16 protein-coding genes are annotated in these 20,981 nt (G+C 70.8%); 4 read left to right on the top strand and 12 right to left on the bottom strand.

From position 1 onward, the window contains the following. Positions 1 to 4 precede the first annotated feature (4 nt). The gene (locus ACGFJ2_RS18825) at positions 5 to 880 is read left to right on the top strand and encodes a nucleoside hydrolase (RefSeq protein WP_357947832.1); all 876 of its coding nucleotides are present in this window, start codon (positions 5 to 7) and stop codon (positions 878 to 880) included. Here the strand turns inward: ACGFJ2_RS18825 and ACGFJ2_RS18820 are convergent. From ACGFJ2_RS18820 to ACGFJ2_RS18775, 10 genes are all read right to left on the bottom strand, one after another. After that, positions 877 to 1,890 (bottom strand): LacI family DNA-binding transcriptional regulator, encoded by a 1,014-nt coding sequence (locus tag ACGFJ2_RS18820; RefSeq protein WP_393469785.1) that lies wholly within the window; start codon positions 1,888 to 1,890, stop codon positions 877 to 879. The genes ACGFJ2_RS18825 and ACGFJ2_RS18820 overlap by 4 nt on opposite strands. Positions 1,891 to 1,985: 95 nt before the next feature. Then, positions 1,986 to 2,840: a geranyl diphosphate 2-C-methyltransferase gene (locus ACGFJ2_RS18815; protein WP_357947837.1), complete on the bottom strand. Its 855-nt coding sequence runs from the start codon at positions 2,838 to 2,840 to the stop codon at positions 1,986 to 1,988. A gap of 55 nt (positions 2,841 to 2,895) precedes the next feature. After that, positions 2,896 to 4,170, bottom strand: coding sequence for a family 2 encapsulin nanocompartment cargo protein terpene cyclase (locus tag ACGFJ2_RS18810; protein ID WP_393469782.1), 1,275 nt, complete (start codon positions 4,168 to 4,170; stop codon positions 2,896 to 2,898). A gap of 21 nt (positions 4,171 to 4,191) precedes the next feature. Next, entirely contained in the window at positions 4,192 to 5,586 is a 1,395-nt protein-coding gene (locus ACGFJ2_RS18805) for a family 2B encapsulin nanocompartment shell protein (RefSeq protein ID WP_393469779.1), read from the bottom strand. Positions 5,587 to 5,954: 368 nt separating this feature from the next. Then, positions 5,955 to 7,001: an aldose 1-epimerase family protein gene (locus ACGFJ2_RS18800; protein WP_393469776.1), complete on the bottom strand. Its 1,047-nt coding sequence runs from the start codon at positions 6,999 to 7,001 to the stop codon at positions 5,955 to 5,957. After that, on the bottom strand, positions 6,998 to 7,702 hold the full coding sequence (locus ACGFJ2_RS18795) for an SDR family NAD(P)-dependent oxidoreductase (protein WP_393469773.1): 705 nt from the start codon (positions 7,700 to 7,702) through the stop codon (positions 6,998 to 7,000). The genes ACGFJ2_RS18800 and ACGFJ2_RS18795 overlap by 4 nt, the downstream gene beginning before the upstream one ends. Beyond that, on the bottom strand, positions 7,699 to 8,742 hold the full coding sequence (locus ACGFJ2_RS18790) for a hypothetical protein (RefSeq protein ID WP_393469770.1): 1,044 nt from the start codon (positions 8,740 to 8,742) through the stop codon (positions 7,699 to 7,701). The genes ACGFJ2_RS18795 and ACGFJ2_RS18790 overlap by 4 nt, the downstream gene beginning before the upstream one ends. After that, positions 8,730 to 9,908, bottom strand: coding sequence for a CaiB/BaiF CoA transferase family protein (locus tag ACGFJ2_RS18785; protein WP_393469767.1), 1,179 nt, complete (start codon positions 9,906 to 9,908; stop codon positions 8,730 to 8,732). The genes ACGFJ2_RS18790 and ACGFJ2_RS18785 overlap by 13 nt, the downstream gene beginning before the upstream one ends. Continuing rightward, positions 9,908 to 10,672: an enoyl-CoA hydratase/isomerase family protein gene (locus tag ACGFJ2_RS18780; protein ID WP_393469764.1), complete on the bottom strand. Its 765-nt coding sequence runs from the start codon at positions 10,670 to 10,672 to the stop codon at positions 9,908 to 9,910. Before ACGFJ2_RS18780 ends, ACGFJ2_RS18785 begins: the two co-directional genes overlap by 1 nt. 8 nt (positions 10,673 to 10,680) lie before the next feature. After that, positions 10,681 to 11,382, bottom strand: coding sequence for a FadR/GntR family transcriptional regulator (locus tag ACGFJ2_RS18775; RefSeq protein ID WP_358173986.1), 702 nt, complete (start codon positions 11,380 to 11,382; stop codon positions 10,681 to 10,683). A 106-nt stretch (positions 11,383 to 11,488) separates the two neighbouring features. Here ACGFJ2_RS18775 and ACGFJ2_RS18770 point away from each other — a divergent pair, with 106 nt between their 5' ends. After that, positions 11,489 to 12,355: a fumarylacetoacetate hydrolase family protein gene (locus ACGFJ2_RS18770; RefSeq protein ID WP_393469761.1), complete on the top strand. Its 867-nt coding sequence runs from the start codon at positions 11,489 to 11,491 to the stop codon at positions 12,353 to 12,355. A 91-nt stretch (positions 12,356 to 12,446) separates the two neighbouring features. On the opposite strand, the gene ACGFJ2_RS18765 is transcribed toward ACGFJ2_RS18770, so the two are convergent. Next, positions 12,447 to 12,761, bottom strand: a complete 315-nt coding sequence (locus ACGFJ2_RS18765) for a DUF6289 family protein (RefSeq protein ID WP_357947865.1) — start codon at positions 12,759 to 12,761, stop codon at positions 12,447 to 12,449. A gap of 179 nt (positions 12,762 to 12,940) precedes the next feature. On the opposite strand from ACGFJ2_RS18765, the gene ACGFJ2_RS18760 reads away from it, so the two are divergent. Both ACGFJ2_RS18760 and ACGFJ2_RS18755 read left to right on the top strand, forming a co-directional pair. Next, the gene (locus tag ACGFJ2_RS18760) at positions 12,941 to 13,894 is read left to right on the top strand and encodes a hypothetical protein (RefSeq protein ID WP_393469758.1); all 954 of its coding nucleotides are present in this window, start codon (positions 12,941 to 12,943) and stop codon (positions 13,892 to 13,894) included. Between the two features lie 74 nt (positions 13,895 to 13,968). Further along, a complete protein-coding gene (locus ACGFJ2_RS18755; RefSeq protein WP_393469755.1) occupies positions 13,969 to 19,179 on the top strand; it encodes a DNRLRE domain-containing protein in 5,211 nt (1,736 codons plus the stop codon). A 143-nt stretch (positions 19,180 to 19,322) separates the two neighbouring features. Here the strand turns inward: ACGFJ2_RS18755 and ACGFJ2_RS18750 are convergent, their stop codons facing one another. Beyond that, positions 19,323 to 20,906 carry an MDR family MFS transporter gene (locus ACGFJ2_RS18750; protein WP_393469752.1) on the bottom strand — a complete coding sequence of 528 codons (1,584 nt, stop codon included), beginning with the start codon at positions 20,904 to 20,906 and terminating at the stop codon, positions 19,323 to 19,325. Positions 20,907 to 20,981: the final 75 nt, after the last annotated feature.

Genomic DNA, 20,981 nt, shown 5'->3' with positions numbered 1-20,981 from the left:
CATCATGGCTGACCGTCAGATCGTTCTCGACACCGACCTCGGCTCCGACGTGGACGACGCGCTCGCGCTGGCCGTCCTGCTCGGGTCGCCGGAGGTGGACCTGCTCGGCTGCGTCACCGTCTACGGTGACACGGCGCTGCGGGCGCGCCTGGCCCAGCGGCTGGTACGGCTGGCCGGCCGTACCCTCACCGTGGTGCCCGGCGCGGAGAAGACGCTCACCGACCGCGAGGTCTGGTGGGCGGGCCACGAGGGCAAGCTCTTCCCCGACCTCGACACCGAGCGGATCTCCCATGAGCCGGACGCCACCGCCTACCTCACCGAGCTGGTACGCCAGGCACCGGGCCAGATCGACGTCGTCGCGATCGGCCCGCTGACCAACATCGCGAACGCCATCCAGGCCGACCCGGAGTTCGCGGCGAACGTCGGGCACCTGTGGATCATGGGCGGGCGCTTCGACTCCGCGAAGCCGGAGCACAACTTCAAGTGCGACCCCGAGGCGGCGAAGATCGTGTTCGACTCCGGCGCTCCGATCACCGTGACCGGGCTGGAGATCACCACGACCGTGCGGCTGGAGGCCGGCGACGTGGCCAGGATCGCTGAGGCAGGCGAGTTCGGGCAGGCGCTGAAGGCGGAGATCGAGCAGTGGTGGCGGTTCTGGAACGAGGAGTGGAACAGCCCGCACGACCCGATCACGGTGCTGACCCTGCTGGCGCCCGATCTGTTCGGATTCACGCCGGAGGGCCACGTGGCGATCGGTCCCGATGGGGGGAGCGTGTTCACGGAAGGCGCGGGCCGCACGAGGATCACGGTCGCGGCGCGCGCGGACGAGGTCGCCGCGCAGATCGTCGCCAGGACCGTGGCGGCGGATCACGCCACCTAGGGCGTCCGCCGGTCCTGGCAGCCGCACGAGCCGCGGACCACGAGCTCGGCGGGGTAGATCTTCGTCACCGGCTGGTGGGCGCCCTGCTCGACCCCGGCGATCAGCGTCTCCGTGGCGAAGCGGGCCATCTCGTCGATCGGCTGCCTGATCGTCGTCAGGCCCGGCACGGTGAACGCCGACTCGCGTGCCCCGTCGAACCCGACGATCGCCAGGTCACCGGGCACCCGCAGGCCCAGGTCGGCGGCGGCGCGCATGGCGCCGATCGCCTGATGGTCAGTGGTGGCGAACACCGCGGTCGGCCGCTGGGCCAGCAGCTCGACGGCGGCCGAATAGCCGCCCTCCATGCTGAGCGGGCCCAGCGCGACCAGTGAGCTGTCGAGCCCGGCCTCGGCCAGCCCCCTGCGCCACCCTGCCAGCCGCAGCTCGACGGCCGTGATGTCCAGCGGCCCTCCGATGAACGCGAGCCGGGTGTGGCCGTGCCCCGCCAGGTGCGCGGCCGCGAGCCGGCCGCCCTCCTCATCGTCCACGGCCAGCCTGGAGAAGAAGGGGGGCGCCTCGTGGTCGATCGTCACGACCGGGATGCCGCCCTCCATCTCCTTGACCTGTTGGGGCGACGGGCGCACCCGCATCAGCACCAGGCCGTCGACCTGCCGCTCCATGAACGAGCGCACGTAGCCCTCGGCGCGTGCGGGATCCTCGGCCGAGTTGCCGAGCAGGACGGAGTAGCCGCGCTCCCAGGCCACGTCCTCGCACGATCTGGTGAACTCGCCGAAGAACGGGCTCTTGCCGCCCGCGCTGTCGGAGGCGATGACGCCGATCGTCCAGGTCCGCCGCGCGCGCAGCGACCTGGCCACGGCGTTGGGACGGTAGCCCAGCTCCTCGACGGCCGCCAGCACCCGGCTCCGGGTCGCCGCGGACACCGGCTTGGGGCCGTTGTTCATCACATAGCTGACCACGGCGGGCGAGGTCCCGGCCAGGCGCGCCACGTCGTTACGGGTTACCACGATCACACCACTTTACCGCCCGGTACACGCCTTTGAGCGCCGCCCAGGGAGGGGTGCCGCCGGCGACGCTCGCGTCGCCGGCGGCCGGGACGGCAGGTCTGTCAGGCGCGATCGGCCGCGATGAGCAGGTACTGGAAGCTGCCGTTCTTGTAGGCGTCGAGGAAGGGCTGTTCGATGCCGGTGGCCAGGGCGGTCTGGGCGCGGAGCTCCCAGTAGGGGATCGTCGCGGGCGTGAGGTCCACGACGCTGATGGGGACGAGGCGGTTGGCCGCCATTTCCCTGAAGTACGTGCTGCGCGGATGGATGTCGCAGATGTAGTGCGCGTTGATCTGGCTGATGGCCCGGGACGGCAGGCCGTAGGCGTCGTTGTAACAGCCGGTGATGCACACATATCGGCCACCGCGGCGCAGCAGCCGGGCGTGTTCGGCGAACAGCAGCGAGAGCTCGACGTACATGGTGCTCTCGTTGTTCCAGATCGCCTGGAACGTTCCAGACTCGAACCCGGTGTCGAGCATGTTGCGGAAGTGGAAGCGCACCTTGTCGGCCACGCCGCGCTTCCTGGCCTGCTCGTTGGCGAAGGCGACCTGCGACTCGGAAATGGAGACGCCGTCCACGTGGCAGCCGAACCGCAGGTTGGCGACGATGCTGGAGCCGCCTCGGCCCGAGCCCGCGTCCATGGCCCGGTGGTGGGGTTCGAGCGGGCCGAGCCGGCTCATGAGGAAGTCGGCCTGCGCGGATTCGAGCCGGTGGAGCTCCTTGATCACGCGTTCGTCCCGGGTCTCCGCGGGGCCGTCCAGGACCGTCCAGTCGACCTCGCCGATGCCGTAGTGATGGTGGTAGATGCCGTCCACTTCGCCCAGCCGGAGGTTGACCGGGTTCTGCTCGGTGTTCCAGTAGTCGGCGACGGATCGCTGGTAGAGGCTGCTGAGAACGGAGGAGTCCTGCGTAGCGGTCACCTGAGGGATTCCCTTCTTCAATGAACTGCTCTTCAACGAACTTCGGGGGGTGCGGTCAAGACTGATAGCGGCTGGTGGAGCCGTGCCATTCGAGGCATCCGGCCATCCACGCCTGCGCGCCGCGCAGGAACCGGTGGAGCTCGGGACACCGGAGGGAAATGAGCGCGCGATGGCTGGATTCGAAGCCCTTGACGAGATCGTTGTGGAGGGCGACCGCGCGTTCGGTCGCCTCGCGGATGGAACACTTCTCCTCGGCCGCGATGAGCAGGATCACGTTGGAGTCGGGGAGTTCGTCCGCGGCCTCCTTCTCGACGGAATACAGGTCGTTGACCAGGACGCTGGCGGTGCCCGCCTGCATGAGCGCGGTGTGGAAGCGCCGCATGAAGAACAGGTCGGCGGCCAGGTTGTAGCCGCCCACGATGTCGATCAGCGTCATAGAGGTGTAGAAGCTGTCGTGCTGACGTGCCGCGAGGTAGCGCCAGACCGGCGGCGGCGTCTCCAGATAGCGCCAAGCCGCGTAGGCGGCCCAGCTCACGTACATCTGGGAAGTGATGTTGCAGACGCGCCCGATCTGTGCCGAGCTGGCGTGGCGGGAGATGTGGCTGATGCTCGACCTCAGTGAGACCAGGACGGGGTCGGCCTGGATCGCCTCCTCGAGCCGGCGGGTGTAGTCGCCCGCGGGCGGCGGCGGGTCCATGGCGGAGGTCACCAGGGCCAGCCGCGGTGGCAGCTCGGTCGGCGTCGCGCCCAGGTCGGTCTCGTCGGCGTAGTAGTCGTCGGCCGCCCACCAGGCGGCGTTCGTCTGCGCCGCGATCAGCAGCATGTCGGGGTCGTCGGCGTCGGGGTGCGTGAGCATGGCCAGCCGGCCGTAGCCCGTGTCGCTGAACTCCTTCATCCGGCCCTCGTGGAGCCCGACCCGCTCCGCCCACGCCACCAGGCGCCGGTTGACCTCGTCGCCCAGGTCCTCGTCGACGCGTACGGTCTCGGGGCAGTACAGCGGGGGGTACGACCCGTCGCCCCACTCCCGCTCCCGGTAGGCGAGCGGCTCGAGGTCGTACGTGAGCATGGCGCTCGACAGGGTCAGCCGCGGCTGCGGGGATTCGTGCCCGTCGTGCTCGCAGACCCTGGGCGGGGGCCACTGGTCCGGGGACGGGACGCGCAGCGCCGAGGTGCCCAGACCGGTGGGGCCCGCCACCATCCGGGCCGGCGCGTCCGCTCCGGTGGGCTTGTCTGGTACGGCCTGGAGCCGGGATTCGGCGGGTCGGCGGACGGACGGGCCGGTCGGCAGCGTGATGGCGGCCGGAGGTTCTGCGGTGTCGTCTGCGGGCATGCGGCCCTCTTCCTAAAGTTGTCAGGAGCGGGGGGCGGCGATGTTGGCGTTCTCCAGGATCCCGATCGCGTCGGGCACCAGGATCGCCGTCGAGTAATAGGCGCTGACCAGGTAGGACATCACCGCCTGGCGGTTGATCCCCATGAAGCGGACGTTCAGGCCGGGCTCGTACTCCTCGGGGATGCCGACCTGGTGCAGGCCGACCACTCCCTGGTCCTCCTCGCCCGTACGCATGGCCACGATCGAGCTGGTGTGCCCGTCGATGATCGGGATCTTGCCGCAGGGGAAGATCGGGATTCCGCGCCAGGCCGGGATCTCGTGGCCGTTGACGTTGGCGCTGCCCACGGTCAGGCCGCGCTTGTTGCATTCGCGGAAGAAGGCCGCGATCGCCTTGGGATGCGCGAGCAGCAGGCGGGTCTTGCGGCGCATGCTGATCAGGTCGTCCAGGTCGTCCGGGGTCGGGGGACCCGACCAGGTGTTGATCCGCTGGCTGTAGTCGGCGTTGTGCAGCAGCCCGAACTCGCGGTTGTTGAGCAGCTCCCATTCCTGGCGCTCGCGGATCTCGTGGATCGTCAGGCGGAGCTGCTCGTCGAACTGGTTCATCGGCTCGTTGTAGAGGTCGGCCACGCGGGTGTGGACCCGCAGGACGGTCTGCGAGACGCTCAGGGGGTATTCGCGAGGGTGGAGCTCGTAGTCCACGAAGGTGCCGCCGATGTCCGGCTCGCCGACGTGCCCGGCGGCCACGTGGACCGCCGCCTCGCCGCGCTTGTTGACCGGTTTGCGGGTGCCCTCCAGGTAACGCTGGATGTGCTCCCGCAGGGCGGGCGACTGGTCGAGCAGCCGCTGGAACTCCCGCCGCGGCGACACCATGACCGTCCCGGCGGTGGTGGCCTGGATCGAGCACGGCCACCGGGCATCGTCCTCGGCGAAGACCTCGTCGCCGAACTGGTCGCCGTCCGCGATGACCCCGAGCACCACCGTGCCGCCGTACTGGCCGGTGGACAGCCGGTTGAGCCGGCCGTGGGCGATGACGAAGGTCTCGGTGACCGGCGTCCCGGCCTCGACGATGACCTCCCCGGCCTGGAACTGGCGAGCCGTGAACGTCGAGGCGAGCGCGCTCAGCACGTCGAGGTCGCCGAACCCGCGCAGGGCGGGCAGCTCCGTGAGCGTCTCCGAGATGATCCACACGTCGTCGGCGCCGTTCTGCACCACGCTGACCCGGCCACGTCCCACCGCGTGGGTCAGGCGGCGGTTGACCCGATAGGTGCCCCCGGCCACGTCCACCCACGGAAGCATGCGCAGCAGCCAGCGTGAGGTGATGGCCTGCATCTGCGGACGGGTCTTGGTCGTGGTGGCCAGGTTGCGCGCGGCCCGGGTGTCCAGGCTCAGCCGCTGTTCCGCTTGCTCGGGGGGCATGTTTCCTCGCACTCTCTGATAGGGGAATGAAACCCGTCGGCTCAGCGGGCCGATTTCGGCGGCTTTGAGAGTACGGGTGGGAAATCTCTTCCGGAGAGCATCAGAGCGGTGAGGGTAATTCCTCGGTCGTGGTGGCGCGGAATGTGAGCGGCTCTGTCATCGAATTCTCGGTCGCCTTCACGCTGGTGGTCCGGTCGAGGCGTCTTCGATGCTAAAGGCCGTTCCGCAGCCAATCAATGGCTCTCTCTGGCTATTCGACCATTCAAGCACGTCTGATTTAGCCGATAATTCATGAATTGCCTGGCGGAAAAAGCAGAGGACCCGGTCCGCACCGAAAGTCAGGTGCGGACCGGGTCCTCCTTATGGACTCAGGCCGTTTCGACCCTGAACGTGGTCTGGTAGGTGCGCGACTCCTGAGCCCCCAGCCAGATCATGCTGCCGTCCTCGCGGGCCGCCGCGTCGCCGCCCACGTGGTGGGTGGACGGCTCCAAACCGATCGCGTAGTTGCCGGAGCGCAGGTTCAGCCACTCGAAGAAGCACGGGAACTGCGCCGCCCGGAACTCCACGCTGACCGCCATGCCCAGCCGGTCGTTGACCACCGCGACCCGGTGCAGGCCCTCGGCGCCGGGGTTCAGCGCGTGCTCGTACACCTGCTCCACGAAGCCCGGCACCGGCCCCGGCAGCGTCAGGTGGTCGGCCCCCTGCTCGGCGACGCTGTCGCTCTGCCACAGGGTCTCGCGGATGTCCGCCTCGAACCGGGCGCCCTCGTCGAGCAGCGGCCAGCCGAGGTTGATGTGGTAGAGGAACATGTGCGGCGTCGGCTCGAACCCGGCGTTGGTCACCGTGTCGGTCAGCCGGATCTCGTCCCCGCCCAGGTCGGCCTCGATGCGGCGGGTCAGGGTCAGGTTCTCGCCGAAGACCGCCGCCTGCCGTACCTCTCCCTCGGCCCACAGGACGCAGTGGTCGCCGTCCCAGCGCTCGCCGTAGCCGGTCAGCCGGGCGGGCAGGTTGCCCGCGCGGCCGTGCAGGCCATGCCGTACGGACTGGCGGGGCGGATATCGGTAGGTGTCGGCGGGGACCTCGCCGCCGAACAGCGTGTGGTCGAGGCCGCCTGTGACCATGAGCCCGGAGAACGAGCGCAGCCAGGACAGGCCGTCCTCGTCGTTGTTCTCGTGCAGCCCCGGATGGCGGAAGCCGGTGGGGGAGCGCCAGCCGAAGGACCGTCCGGCGTGCTCGGCCGCGCCGATGTCCATGCACCGGTCGACCAGCACGTCGAAGGCCAGCCCCGAGCCGGTGCGGAACTCCAGCGTCCGGATGCCGCGTTCGGCGCCGTCGCCGAGCGTCACCAGGCGCACCCCGCCCATCGCGGCCGGGTCGCCGGTGAGCTCCGCCAGTTGCCTGCGGGTCGGCGTCATGCCATCACCCACCCTCCGTTGACTTCGATGGTCTGGCCGGTGACGAAGGACGCGTCGGGGCCGGCCAGGAAGGACACCACGGCGGCCAGCTCCTCCGGGCGGCCGCGCCGCTGGAGCGCCTGCCGTTCGAGGACGAACCGGTTGTACGCCTCGGGATCCGGATGGATCTCCTCGGCGGCCGTGGGGAACGCGCCGGGCGAGACGCAGTTGACGCGGATCTCGCGCGGCCCGAGCTCGCGGGCCAGAGCCCTGGTCAGGGCGGTGGCGGCGCCCTTGGTGGCGACGTAGGCGGCCAGGTCGGGCCAGCCGCCGTGCATGGTGATCGACGCGATGTTGATGATCGCGCCGGCGCCCAGCGAGGTCATCTGCCTGGCCGCGTGCTGGGCCGCCAGCCAGTAGGCGCGCTGGTTGACCGCGTGCACGTCGTCGTACTCGGCCGGCGGCACCTCCAGGAAGGGCCTGCTGGGATAGATGGCCGCGTTGTTGACCAGGATGCCGACCGGCCCGAGCGCGGCGGCCGTACGGGTGAAGGCGTCCTCGATGGCGGCCGGCTCGCGCAGGTCGGCCGCCAGGTTGAGCGCGCCGTCGAGCGAGCCGGCGTCGAGGTCGAGCGCCGCCACCTGGTGGCCGTCGGCCGTCAGGCGGCGCACGATCGCCTGGCCGAGCGCGCCGGCCGCGCCGGTTACCAGCGCCGTGGTCATGTCCACTCCCTGTGCAGGTCGTCGAGCAGGTCTCTGGCCGGTCTGCGGGCGGTCAGCCCGTCGCGGAGCAGGGCGGAGGTCCGCTCCTGCTTGCCGATGTAGCCGGGGAAGCGCGGCCGGATCCAGGCCGCCTCCACGGTGTCGCGAGTGTCGCGGTAGAAGCCCGAGGCGTCCCAGGCGGAGCGGGCGGCGGGCTGGCCGCCGGTGGCGGGGAACAGCCCGGTCTGCACCGGCTCCGAGAGCAACCGGCGCAGGTGGGCTCGTACGGCGTCCTTGGTCCCGCTGTCGCGCACCCGGCTCTTGGAGACCGCCAGCCCGGTGCCGCCGAGCACGCTCCCCGGCGCTTCGCCGGGCCAGGAGGGGGCGTCGGCGAAGGCCAGCGGGTAGGTGGCGTACCCGTACACCAGCGGGCAGAGGTCGGGCCCGCCCGCCGCCATGGCGTCGAGGACGCCGATCGGGTTGCGCAGGGAGACCTCGGGGTCGGCCAGCGCGAGCAGCTCGGCCATGAGCTCCAGCGCCCGCAGTCCCGCCTCGCGGTCGAGGAAGTCGCCCGAGCACAGCGCGCAGAACATGAGGAAGGCGTGCGGCCCGCCCAGGCACAGCGCCAGCCGCCCGCCCTTCCGCGCGAACTCCACCGTCTCCGGCCAGGTCTCCGGAATGTGCGTGCCCGGCCAGGCGGCGGCCACCTGGGCGGCCGCGTCGAGCGGCAGCGCCCACTGGCGTCCGTCCAGGTGATAGCTCTCATAGGAGCGGCCGACGGTGCGGGCGCGGAAATCGGCCAGCTCGGACGGCGCGAACAACTCGTCCATCGGCACCAGCGAGTCCAGCGCCGCGCCCAGTCCGGGGTGGTCGATCACCAGCACGTCGTATGACGCGCTGAGCGTGGCGATCGGCTCGGACTCGAAGCCTTCGAGCGGCTGCCGGTGCCACTCGATCGGCTCGGGCACGTCGCCGTACGGGTTCGGCCCGGCCAGGTCGAGACGGGTGAGCTCGTCGAGCGGGGCGTGGCCGCGGGGGTGGTCCCAGGTCAGTCCGCGCACGCCAGCACGCCCTTCTCCACCAGCTCGGCGGCGCGCTCCGCCGGGTAGCCCAGCTCGCCGAGAATCTCCGCGGTGTGCTCGCCCACCAGCGGCGCGCCCCTGCGTACCTGGGGCGGGGCGGCGCTGAGGCCGTACGGGAAGCCGGGCGTGGTGACCGTGCCCTCGGTGCGGTGGTCGTAGGTGACGAACGAGCCGTTGTGCCGGACCTGCGGGTCGGCCACCAGCTCCGCATAGCCGTACACCGGGCCCGCCCACAGGTCGTGGCGGGCGCAGATGTCCAGCCACTCGGCGGTCGTGCGCTCGGGCAGCCGCCGGGCGACGGTCGAGGTGATCTCGTCGCGCTGGGTGTGTCCGTCCATGCCGGCCAGCTCGGGCAGGTCGAGCGCGATGGCCAGCCCGTCGAGCCTGGGCATGCCGAGCGCGAGGTAGCCGTCCTTGGTGGCGAATACCCCGTACGGCGCGCGGATGTAGGTGTGGCCGTGCGGCTCGCGCCCGCGCCGCTGCGGGACCCCGCCGACGGTGAAGACCGACAGCTCCTGCATCTGTACGGCGATGGCCGCGTCAAGCATGTTGACGCTCACCCGCTGGCCCTCGCCGGTGCGCTCGCGGTGCAGCAGCGCGGCCAGGGCGCCCTCGAAGGCGCTGTAGGCGGTGATCGCGTCGATCGCGTAGGTGCCGGCGGGCGCCGGGGGGTCGCCGTCGCGGCCGGTGCTGAGCATGGCGCCGCTCATGGCCTGGAGCAGCAGGTCCTGTCCCGGCCGCGTCACGTACGGGCCGCTTTCGCCGTACCCGGACATGGAGACGTAGACGACGCGCGGATTGAGCCCGCTGATGGTGTCGTGATCCATGCCGAGGCGCTCGGCGACGCCGGGCCGGTAGTTCTGCAGGAACACGTCCGCCGTCGCGGCGAGCCGGTGGACGATGTCGCGGCCCTCGTCCGACTTGAGGTTCACGGCCAGGCTGCGCTTGTTGCGGTTGAGGGACAGGAACGAGGCGTTGACCTGGTTGCCCGTGGCGCCTCCCGCGGGGGCGTGGCGCTGCCACTCGCCGGTCACCGGCTCCACCTTGATCACGTCCGCGCCCAGGTCGCCCAGGCGCATGGCGGCCAGCGGGCCGGCCATGGCGATGGACAGGTCGACCACGCGGTAACCGTCGAGGACGCCCATCAGCGCCCCTCGAAGACCGGCTCGCGGCGGGCGGCGAACGCGGCCCGGCCCTCGGCCGCGTCGGCGGTGGCCATGCAGACGGTCTGCAGGTCGCGCTCGTACTGGATGGCCTGGTCGAGCGGCATGGTGTAGGCCGCCTTGAGGTTGGCCTTGGCCGTCTGGGCGGCGATCGGCGGCCGGGCGGCGATCTTCCCGGCCAGCTCTCGTACGGCCGGCAGCAGCTCGTCAGGGGGCAGCACCTCGGTGACCAGCCCCCAGTCCTTGGCCCGCGCGGCGTCGATCGGGTCGCCGGTGAGCAGCATGGTGGCCGCGTTGCCGGGGCCGACGGAGTGGGCGAGCAGGGCGGACTGGCCGCTGCCGCCGATCCAGCCGAGCTTGATCTCGGGTGCGGCGAAGGTGGCGGTGGTGGCGGCCAGCCGGATGTCGCAGGCCATGGCCAGCTCCAGGCCGCCGCCGTAGGCGTAGCCGTTGACGGCGGCGACGATCGGCTTGCGCAGGGCGCGGACCGCGTCGCCGTAGTCGCCGCGGTTGCGGAACTCCCACGGCGTGGCGTACGCGTCGAGCTCGCGGATGTCGCTGCCCACGCAGAAGGAGCGCTCCCCGGCGCCGGTGAGCACGGCCACCCGGATGGCGGGGTCGGCGTCCACGCGGTCGAGGCAGGCGCGCAGCGTGTCGGCCATCTCGGGGGTGATGGCGTTGAGTTTGGCGGGTCTGTTCAGGGTGATGACGGCCACCGGGCCGGCCACGTCGAGCAGGACGTCCATGGATTCCCTCAGCAGTGGAGCGCGTCGGCGCGGGCGACCTCGACCACCTCGCGCATGGCCTCCTCGGCCTTGCGGTGATGGCGGCGCCGGATCGCCACGGCTACGCGCTCGTGGTTGGGCAGCGTTTCCTTGTTGTGCGCGACCGATCGGGTGTGCACCTGCCGTACCGAGCGCAGGGCGATGCTGATCATGTCGTAGATGTAGAGCAGCAGGTCGTTGTCGGCGGCGCCGAACACGGCCCGGTGGAAGGCCAGGTCGGCGTCGATGAAGGGGTCGGGGTCGTCGGCCGTGGCGTGCAGTGCGGCCAGGGCCTCGTCGATGCGCTGGATGGCCGCCGCGTCGGCCCGCTCGGCCGCCACCCGGGCCGCCCCGGGCTCCAGCGCGACGCGCAGGTCGGCCAGCACCCGGATGTCCCCGGCCTGGGCGTCGGCGCCGAACCGCCAGCTCAGCACGTCGGCGTCGAGCAGGCTCCAGGACTCGCGCGGCCGGACGCGGGTCCCGGCGCTTCTCCTGGTCTCCAGCAGGCCCTTGCCGGCCAGCACCTTCACGCCTTCCCGTACGGCCGAGCGGCCCACGCCGAGCTCGTTGACCAGTTGCTCCTCGATCGGGATGGGCGTGCCGGGCACCAGCGAACCGTCGACGATCCGGGCACCCAGGGCGTGCACGACGTGAGCATGCCGAGCCGTGTCCGGGTAAGGATCAGTTGCCACGGTTTCCTCCGTATTCGGATGTTTGGCACAGTATCGGGACGGTCGGTTTTTTCATAGACTTTCATCTGATGAAGTTCGGACTTCATCAGATGAAGCTGGGAGTGTCATGCACATCGTACGGTTTGTCAGCCCGCTGACCAGCGCGGACGCGGTCGGCGTCGACGACGGCGACCAGGTGACGCAGCTGGAGGGGGTCACCACCGTCGGAGAGCTGCTCCGCCTGCCCGTCGCGGAGCTACGCGAGCGGTGCGCCGCCGCGGCCGGCCCGCAGCACCCGTCCGCGTCCGTGCGCAGGCTCGCGCCCGTGGACGGGCTGATGGAGGTGTGGGCCGCGGGCGTCACCTACCGGCGCTCGCGCGAGGCGCGGGTGACCGAGAGCGAGCGGGCGGCCGACGTGTACGAGCTGGTCTACGACGCCGAACGGCCCGAGCTGTTCTTCAAGTCGGTGGCCTGGAAGGTGTCGGGGGACGGCGGCCGGATCGCCGTGCGCGCCGACTCCGAGATCGACGTACCAGAGCCGGAGCTGGGCCTGGTGCTGAACTCCGCGGGCGAGATCGCGGGCTACACGGTGGTCGACGACGTGAGCTCGCGCACGATCGAGGGGGTCAACCCGCTGTACCTGCCGCAGGCCAAGATCTACCTTGGCGCGTGCGCGGTCGGCCCGGCGATCCGGCCCGTCTGGGAGGTGGCCGACCCGTACGCGCTGGACATCACGCTGACCATCGCCAGGGCGGGGGAGACGGTGTGGGACGGCAAGGCGTCCACCTCGGAGCTGCACCGGCGCCTGGACGACCTGGCCGGCTACCTGTTCCGCGCCGACGCCTTCCCCGACGGGGCCGTGCTCTCCACCGGCACCAGCCTGGTGCCCGACCTGCCGTTCACGCTGCGCGACGGTGACAAGGTGACCATCGGCATCGCCGAGATCGGCACGCTGACCAGCACCGTGGTGCACGGCCTGGCCGCCATGGGCTGAGCGCGGTTCACCGTATAGCGCTAAGGCAGGCACGACCAGGGCCGGGCACCGTCTTCGGTGCCCGGCCCGTCGTGATTACGGCCCGTCGTGATTACGGTCCGCAGGGCGGAGTGAAGATGCGCAGGATCCCCTGCCGTACGCCCCAGCCTCCGGAAGGCTGGCCACAGCCCCTCCAGAACTGGCCGACGAGCTTGTCGTTCCCGTCGAAGTAGTCCATGACAAGCAGGACGTCGCCTCCGCCCGGGGGAGTCGAGATGAAGGTCGACGGCTCGGGCACGGGGGCCGAGGCCGACGCGGTGCTCGCCGGTAGCAGCGTGAGCGCGGCGGCGACGGCCGCCGCCACGAGGACGGCCAGCATCCAGGCCAGGACGAAGCCGACGCCGCGCGGGCGGCTGGATCTGATCATAGAGACGTCCCTTCCTATGAGTTCTCCAAAAGGAAGGCGTTCCATCGCGTTCCGTGATGGGACAGCTGACGACAGCAAACGTTTACCGTCCGGCCATCCAAGATCACCTAACCGGCCAATAATGATCTTTACGTTTGCGGCGTTTGTGCGTTGCCCCCACCGATAGTGGAAGGACATTCGTGCGCATTCCCACCCGGGTCGTCGTCGCCGTCATGTCGGCGATTCTTGCCCTGAGCTCCGTGAACTCCGCCGGCACCCCGGCCTTCGCGGACACCGACCCCGCCCTGGCGGCACTCACCCAGGTCGTCCCCGAGATCGTCGAGGAGGCCAAGACCACGCCGCCCACCGAGATCCCCGAGGGCGACGTCCAGCGGCCCTTCGCCATCGCGACGGACCCCGACCGCACCCTGGTCGCGACCGTCAGCGAGACCGACATCGGCATCGGCATGCCGGAGGCCGCCGGAAACGGCAGCCAGCCGCTGCCCGGCCTGGTCACCTACGCCGCCAAGCAGCCCAGCGTCGCCTACGCGCACCAGCGCACCGGCCAGATCGCCCGGGCGATGACCATCATCAAGGACTCCTCGGCGCCGACCGAGTACCGATTCCCGATCTCCGCCCCCGAGGGCAGCGAGCTGGAGGTCGAGGAGGACGACGGCACCGTCCTGATCTACAACAACGACATCTATCTCGCCGAGATCGACCTGCCCTGGGCCAAGGACGCCAACGGCAACGCGGTGCCGACCTCGTACCGGGTGGAGGGCATGACGCTCATCCAGACGGTGAACCACGCGGGTGCCGCTTACCCCGTGGTCGCCGACCCCGCGCTCAAGCTTCAGTGTGAGTGGTGGAAGGCCATGTGCCGGCTCATCTTCTCGAAGAAGCTCACCAAGAAGATCTACAACGCCTGGTTCGTCGCCGGTGTCGCCGGCGCCATCGAGGCGCTGAAGGGCAGCTGCGACAAGCTCAAGGGCAAGGCGAAGCTGATCTGCAAGATCGCCTACACGACGGGCGGAGCCTCGGTCATCTACAAGGTTCGGGAAGCCGCGAACAAGAAGCAGTGCCTCGCGATCCGGTTCCAGGCTCCGGGCATCGTCTGGTACGAGGTCCGCAAGAAGAGCTGCCAGAGCAAGTAACTCCGCACCACCCCGACGCCCCCGCCGACTCGGCGGGGGCGTCGTCCGCTACCCGCACACTTTCCGGAGCACCCATGCCTGGCATCACGCCACGGGCCCTCGCCGGTGGCCTCGCTCTCCTGCTTCTCCCCCTCGTCGCGCCGCCGTCACCCGCCGCCGCCGAGCCGTCCCCGGCCGCAGCCACCGTGCCCGCCGCCACCGCTGTCCCCGCCACCGCCAAAGCCACGTCGAAGCCGGTGGGCGATCCCAGCGCGCCCGCCGGTCTCACGGCCGAGCCGAGCGCGGCCGACGAGCCCTCCGCCCGGCTGTCCGCCCGGCTGACCGGCCGGCGGGTCGAGGTCGCGGACGCCCGTACCGAGACCACCACCACCTACGCCAACCCGGACGGCACGCTGACGGTCGACTCGTTCGCCGGCCCCGTCAGGTTCCGCCGCGACGGCGAGTGGGCTCCGGTCGACATCTCGCTCACCAAGGCGCCGTCGGGCGAGATCGTGACCCGAGGCCACGGCCGCGCGCTCACCTTCGGCGGCGGACGGTCCGGTCTGGCCCGCGAGGCGGCGACCGACCTGATCACGGTCGGCGAGGGCGCCGCCAAGGTGAGCCTGCAGTGGAAGGGCGCGCTGCCCACGCCAAGCCTGTCCGGCGAGACGGCCACGTACCCCGACGTCATGCCGGGCGCCGACCTGATCGTCACCGCCACCAGGACGGGCGCCGAGCAGTTCCTGCTGGTCAAGTCCCGTCCGGCCGCCCCGCTCTCGTACACCCTGAGGCTCAGCGCGCCCGGCGTGCGGCCCCGCCAGGCTCCGGACGGCGGCGTCGAGCTGGTGGACGGCAAGGGCCGGACGACCGCCACCATCCCGGCGCCCGTCATGTGGGATGCCACGGTGGACCCGGGCTCCGGTGACCACCCGCACCGCGCGCCCGTCGCCATGAAGGTGTCCGGCCAGGACCTCGTCCTCACCCCCGACCCCGCCTTCCTCGGCGACCCGGCCACCAAGTACCCCGTCACTGTCGACCCTTCGCTCAACCTCGGCCAGGTCTTCGACACCTTCGTGCAGGAGGGCTACGGCACCGACCAGTCCGGCTCGACCGAGCTCAAGATCGGCAACAACGGCAGCGGCCAGGTCGCCAGGTCGTTCATCACATGGAAGATCCCCGGCATCGCGGGCAAGAAGATCGTCTCGGCGTCGCTGAAGCTGTGGAACTTCCACTCCTGGTCGTGCAACACGAGGTCGTGGGAGGTGTGGTCGGCCAACCGGGCCTCGACGTCCTCGCGCTGGCCGGGCCCGGCGCTGGCCGATCGCTACGCCGCCTCCAGCGAGACCAAGGGCTGGGGGAGCGGCTGCGCGGACGGCTGGGTGAGCGCCAACGTCACCTCGCTGGTCCAGTACTGGGCCAACGAGGGGTGGAAGGAGTCCGGCATGGGCCTGCGGGCCGCGAGTGAGACCGACGAGTACGCCTGGAAGCGGTTCAACTCGGGCAACGCCTCGGCCCACGTGCCGTACATCTCGGTGACGTACAACTCCTACCCGAGCACCCCGGTCTCCACCTGGCTGTCCCCGTACACCGACTACGACGGCACGATCTGGACCAACACGCTCACGCCGCAGCTGCGCAACCACGTGCGCGACCCTGACGGCGGCAACGTGCGCGGCCTGTTCGACGTGTACGCGGGCTCGACGCTGGTCATCGACAACCTCTACGGCGCGTACGTGGCCAGCAACGGCTTCTCCGGCGCGAACGTGCCGGCCGGCAAGCTGGCCAACGGCAAGACCTACACGATCCGGTCGTGGGCCAACGACGGCTCGCTCACGTCGAAGGCGTACCAGACGGCCACGTTCGCCGTGGACACCGTCGCGCCGCCCGCCCCCTCGGTGGCCTCGGCCGACTACCCGGCCGACGGAGGCTGGCACGGCGACGCCGGCAAAGCGGGCACCTTCACGCTCAAGCCCGCGAACACCGACTCCGGCTGGCTCGCCTACCGGCTGGACGGTGCGGCGGTCACGAAGGTGCTCACCACCGGCGCGGCCGTCTCGGTCAAGCTGACCCCGGCCGCCGTCGGTCCCCACACGCTCACCGTGTACACCCTGGACAAGGCCGGGAACGCCTCGCCGGCCACCGCGTACGCCTTCAACGTCGGCTCGGGCGCGGCCGTGGCCACGCTCGCCGCGCCGAAGGACGGCCTGCGGAGCACCGGCAAGGTCCCGCTCGCGGTGACCGGCTTCGGCTTCACCCAGGCCACGTTCCAGTACCGGCGGGCCGACACCGACGAGTGGGCCGACCTCCCCGTGGCGAACGTGCTCACCGCCGACGGCAAGCCCCTGACCGCCTGGCCTGTGGCCGCGCCCAACGGGGTGTCCGGCCTGGTCTGGGACGCAGGAACCCAGCTCGGCGACGCGGCGCCGCAGGTGCGCGCGCTCGTCGGCAGCACGGCGGGCCCGGTGGCCTCGACGTCGGCCGAGATCGTCGTCGACCGCCGCGCCACCGAGGCGGCGACCAGCGAGGTCGGGCCGGGCACGGTGAACCTGCTGACCGGCGACTACCGCCTCCAGACGACCGCGGGCGGCCCGTTCGGCCTGACTCTGACCCGGACGGCCACGTCCCGGAACCCCGGCTGGTCCCAGGGCCTCGCCTCACTCGTGGAGACCTCGCCGAACTCGGTCCAGGTGACCAGGGCTGACGGCACGCCGGTCCAGTTCACCAGGACCAAGGACGGATGGCGGCCCGAGCGGGGCGCCGAGGACCTGACGCTCACCGGCACGTACACGCTGAGCGACTCCCGAGGGCAGGCGACCACGTTCGCCAAGCAGGGCGACCGGTACCTGCCCACCGAGTACACCTACGACCAGGACCGGCCGAAGTCGCTCACCCGATCCGGCCACACGATCGACTTCGGCTACGGCACGGACGGCCGCCTCAGCACCGTGTCCTTCCAGGGCGCCGTGGTCACCCAGTACTCCTACGACGCCGCCGGACGCCTGTCCGAGACCTGGGACCCGAGAATCACCCCGGCGCTGAAGACCACCTACGGCTATGACAGCGCGGGCCGCGTCACGACGCTCACCCCGCCGGGAGAGCTGCCGTGGACCTTCGGCTACGACGCCGACGGCCGCCTGAAGAGCGTCGCCCGCCCCACGCTCAAGCCCGGCACCGCCGACCAGATCGCGGGCGAGGCCAAGACCACCATCGTGTACGGAGTGCCGCTCAGCAAGGCGGCCGGCGGCCCGGCCGACCTGACGGCCACGACCATCGTGGCCTGGGGACAGGCGGTGGCACCCGTGACGGCCACGGCGGTCCACCCACCGAACTCCACCACCCGCCCCACCGTGACGTACCTGGACGAGTCGGGCAGGGCGGTCAACGTGCTCACCCCCGGCGGGCACCTGTCCGCGACCGACTATGACCGGTTCGGCCACGCGACGCGCGTGCTCACCGCGGCGAACAGGGAGCTGTCACAGCGGCCGACCACCGACAACCGGCTCGCCGAGCTGGCCATCACCGCCTACGGCTCCGAGGAGCGGGCGGACCTGCTGTCCACCCGCTCGGTCTACGACGACTCCGGCCGTCGCAAGCTCGAGGAGCTGAGCCCGGTCCACATCATCAACCTGGAGTCCGACGTGGACGACCTGCCGGCCGGATACGGCATCGGCGCCAGGAGCCGGACCGTCAGCACGTACGACGAGGGCCGCCCGACCGGCGCGGCGGCCCGTGACCTGCCGACCACCGTCAAGACCGGCGCCGTCATAGTCGGGCGCGAGTCCAAGCCGGACGTGGACGTCAAGACCACCGCCATCGCCTACGACTGGGCCACCGGCCGGCAGACCAGGACGGTCCGCGACCCCGGCGGCCGGGCGGTCACCGCAGACACCGCCCCGCCCGTCCTCTACACGGTGACCGGCGGCGCCCCCTGCGGCGGGCGGCCGGAATGGGCGGGCCTGGTGTGCCAGGAGGGCGGACGGACCTCCACCTACACCGCCACCGGCCTGCTGGACACGGTCATCGAGGGCGGCGTCGCCACCACGGTCAAGCGCGACGCGGCCGGTCGGCCCATCACGACCAAGGCCGGCGGGGAGAGCGAGATCGGCATCGGCTACAGCCCGGCCAGCGGCCGGCCCACCGAGCGGTGGCGCGGCACGGAGAAGATCGTGACGGCCTACGACCGGCTGGGCCGGGTCATCTCCCACACCGACGCGGACGGCGGCCAGACCCGCACCGAGTACGACGACCTCGACCGCCCGGCCAAGGTCACGGACTCGGCCCCGTCCACCAGGGTCTACACCTACGACCACGCGGCCGAGCCACGCGGCCTGCTCACCTCGGTCACCGACTCGGTCGCGGGCACCTTCACCGCCCGCTACGACGCCGACGGCCACCAGGTCGAGGGCGATCTGCCGGGCGGGCTGCACCTGCTCTCCGTGTACGACGAGCGCGGGCAGAACTTCGCCCGGGTCTACACCCGCGACGGCGTGGAAGGCCCGGTGATGATCGACCAGGTCGGCCGGAACATCCACGGTCAGGAACTGCTGAACATGCGCAGCGACACCATGAGCGAGCGGCAGCTGGGCTACGACAAGGCGGGGCAGCTCGCCTCGGTGCTGGACATGGCGTTCCCGCTGTGCACGCTGCGCCGCTACGGCTACGACGGCGCGGGCAACCGGGTCCGGCTGGCCGTACAGGAGTCCGACGAGGAGTGTCCGGAGGCGAACGACGCGGCTTCGAAGATCACGACCTACGCGTACGCGGACGGCAGGCTGGTGGGTGACGGTTACGCCTACGACCCGGCCGGCCGCACCACCTCACTGCCCGGTGGCCGGGGGATCGACTACTTCGCCGACGGCGTACCGGTCAAGCAGACAGTCGGCGGCACCAGCCTCACCTGGACCCGCGACCCGGCGGGCCGCGTCAGGTCGGAGACCACCCCGGGGGGCGCGGTCACGGTCCATCACTACGGCTCGGCCGGCGATCAGCCCGCGTGGCTTGTTGAGAAGGGGGAAGTCGTCAGGAACGTCATCGGGGCCGGAGGCGAGCTGGGCGCGCTCACGGGCGCCGGGGGTTCGGTGCGGCTCCAGCTGCTCACCGTCGGGGGGAGCGTCGGGACCGAGCTCGACCTCGGCACCGGCGAGGCCACCGTGCTCGGCTACGACGAGTATGGAGTGGCGTCGCAGCAGCGCAGGTACGGCTGGCTCGGCGGGAAGCTCCACTCGACCACGCCGGACGGGACGGTCCTGATCGGCGGGCGCCTCTACGACCCGCGCCTGGGCCGCTTCCTCCAACGTCCCTACTGATCCCGGGCCGCTTCGCTCGAAGAAGCAGCCCTATTGAGCCGCTTCTTCGAGCGGCCCGACAAAACCGTAAGGGTGCGGTTCCGGTCATCAGGTGATCGGAACCGCACCCTTACGTGGCCGGGGCGACCCCCGCCCGTGCGGACTCAGCCGCTCATGGCGACCGACTCGGCCTCGGCCTTGGCCTGGGCCGCCTGCGGCGTGGCGGCGCCACGCAGCGGGACCTGGCGGATGAACAGGGCGGCCACGATGCCGATGGCGGCCACGACCGCGCCCCAGGTGAACAGCGCGGTGATGCCGTTGGTGACCGCCTGCTGGAACAGGTTCTGGACCGCCTCGGGCAGGCGGCGCAGCAGCTGCGGGGTCATCGAGGCGGCCTGGCCGGCGACGGCGGGAGTGCCGACGAGGGTGTCGGTCAGGTGGCTGGTGTAGACGGCACCGAGCAGCGAGACACCCAGCGAGCTGCCCATGTTGCGGAGGAAGGTCGACACGCCGGTGCCCGCGCCCATGTCACGCAGCGCGAGGCTGTTCTGCGCGATCAGGGTGCTGGTCTGCATCAGCCCGCCCATGCCGGCGCCGAGGACCACCATGTAGAGGGCGGTCACCGTGGTGGAGGTGGCGACGTCCATGGTGGCGAACAGCGCCAGGCCGATGGTGACCAGGACGGCGCCGACGATCGGCACCGACTTGTAGTGCCCGGTCTTGCTGATCAGCTGGCCGGCGGCCAGGCTGACGGCCATCGAGGCGATCATCATCGGCATCAGCAGCAGGCCGCTGTTGGTGGCCGAGGAGCCCTGGACGAACTGCTGGAACTGCGGCAGGAAGCCCATCGCGCCGAACATCGCGAACCCCGAGATGAAGGCGACCGCGCCGGACAGCGAGAAGTTGAGGCTCTTGAAGACCCGCAGCGGCATGATCGGCTCGGCCACGCGCCGCTCGACGAAGATGAAGGCGACGAACGCGACCACGGCCAGGGCGATCAGCCCGAGGATCTGCCCGGAGCCCCACTCGTACTGGGTGCCGCCCCAGCTGGTGACGAGCACCAGGGCGGTGATCCAGATCGTCAGCAGGCCGGTGCCCCACCAGTCGATCACGGCCTTGCCGGTGCCCTTGGGCAGCTTGGCCAGGGTGATCCAGCACAGGACCAGGGTGACCGCGCCGAGCGGCAGGTTGACGTAGAAGGCCCAGCGCCAGCTCAGGTTGTCGGTGATGAAACCGCCGATGAGCGGGCCGCCGATCATCGCGACCGGCATGACGGCCATCATCACGCCCTGGTACTTGCTGCGGTCGCGCGGCGGGATCATCTCGCCGATGATCGACAGCACGCCGACCATCAGTCCGCCCGCGCCCAGCCCTTGGACGGCGCGGAAGGCGACCAGCTGCGCCATATCCTGGGACGCGCCGCACAGCACCGAACCGAGCAGGAAGATCGCCACAGCGGTGGTGAAGATGATGCGGCGGCCGTAGAGGTCGCCGAGCTTGCCCCAGATCGGTGTGGCCACGGTGGAGGCCAGGACATAGCCGGTGGTCACCCATGCCAGGTGCTCGAGGCCGCCCAGCTCGCCCACGATCGTGGGAATCGCCGGGGCGACGATCATGTTGTCCAGCATCGCCAGCAGCATGGCGACGACCAGACCGCTCATGGTCACCAGGATCTGGCGGTGGCTGAACCCTAACCCGACCTGCTCTTCTTCCGCTCCCGAGGCGGTGTCCGCGCTGTCCTTGGCCATGACGTGCACTCCTGTCGATCCATAGAACTTACCTGTCGGTCGGCAAGCGTACTTGCTAACCGGCCGGTAGGCAAA

Origin of the sequence: Nonomuraea sp. NPDC049028 (genome assembly GCF_043197735.1) — a bacterium.
Classification (GTDB): Bacteria; Actinomycetota; Actinomycetes; order Streptosporangiales; family Streptosporangiaceae; genus Nonomuraea.
This window is presented reverse-complemented; position numbering and strand designations above follow the sequence as displayed.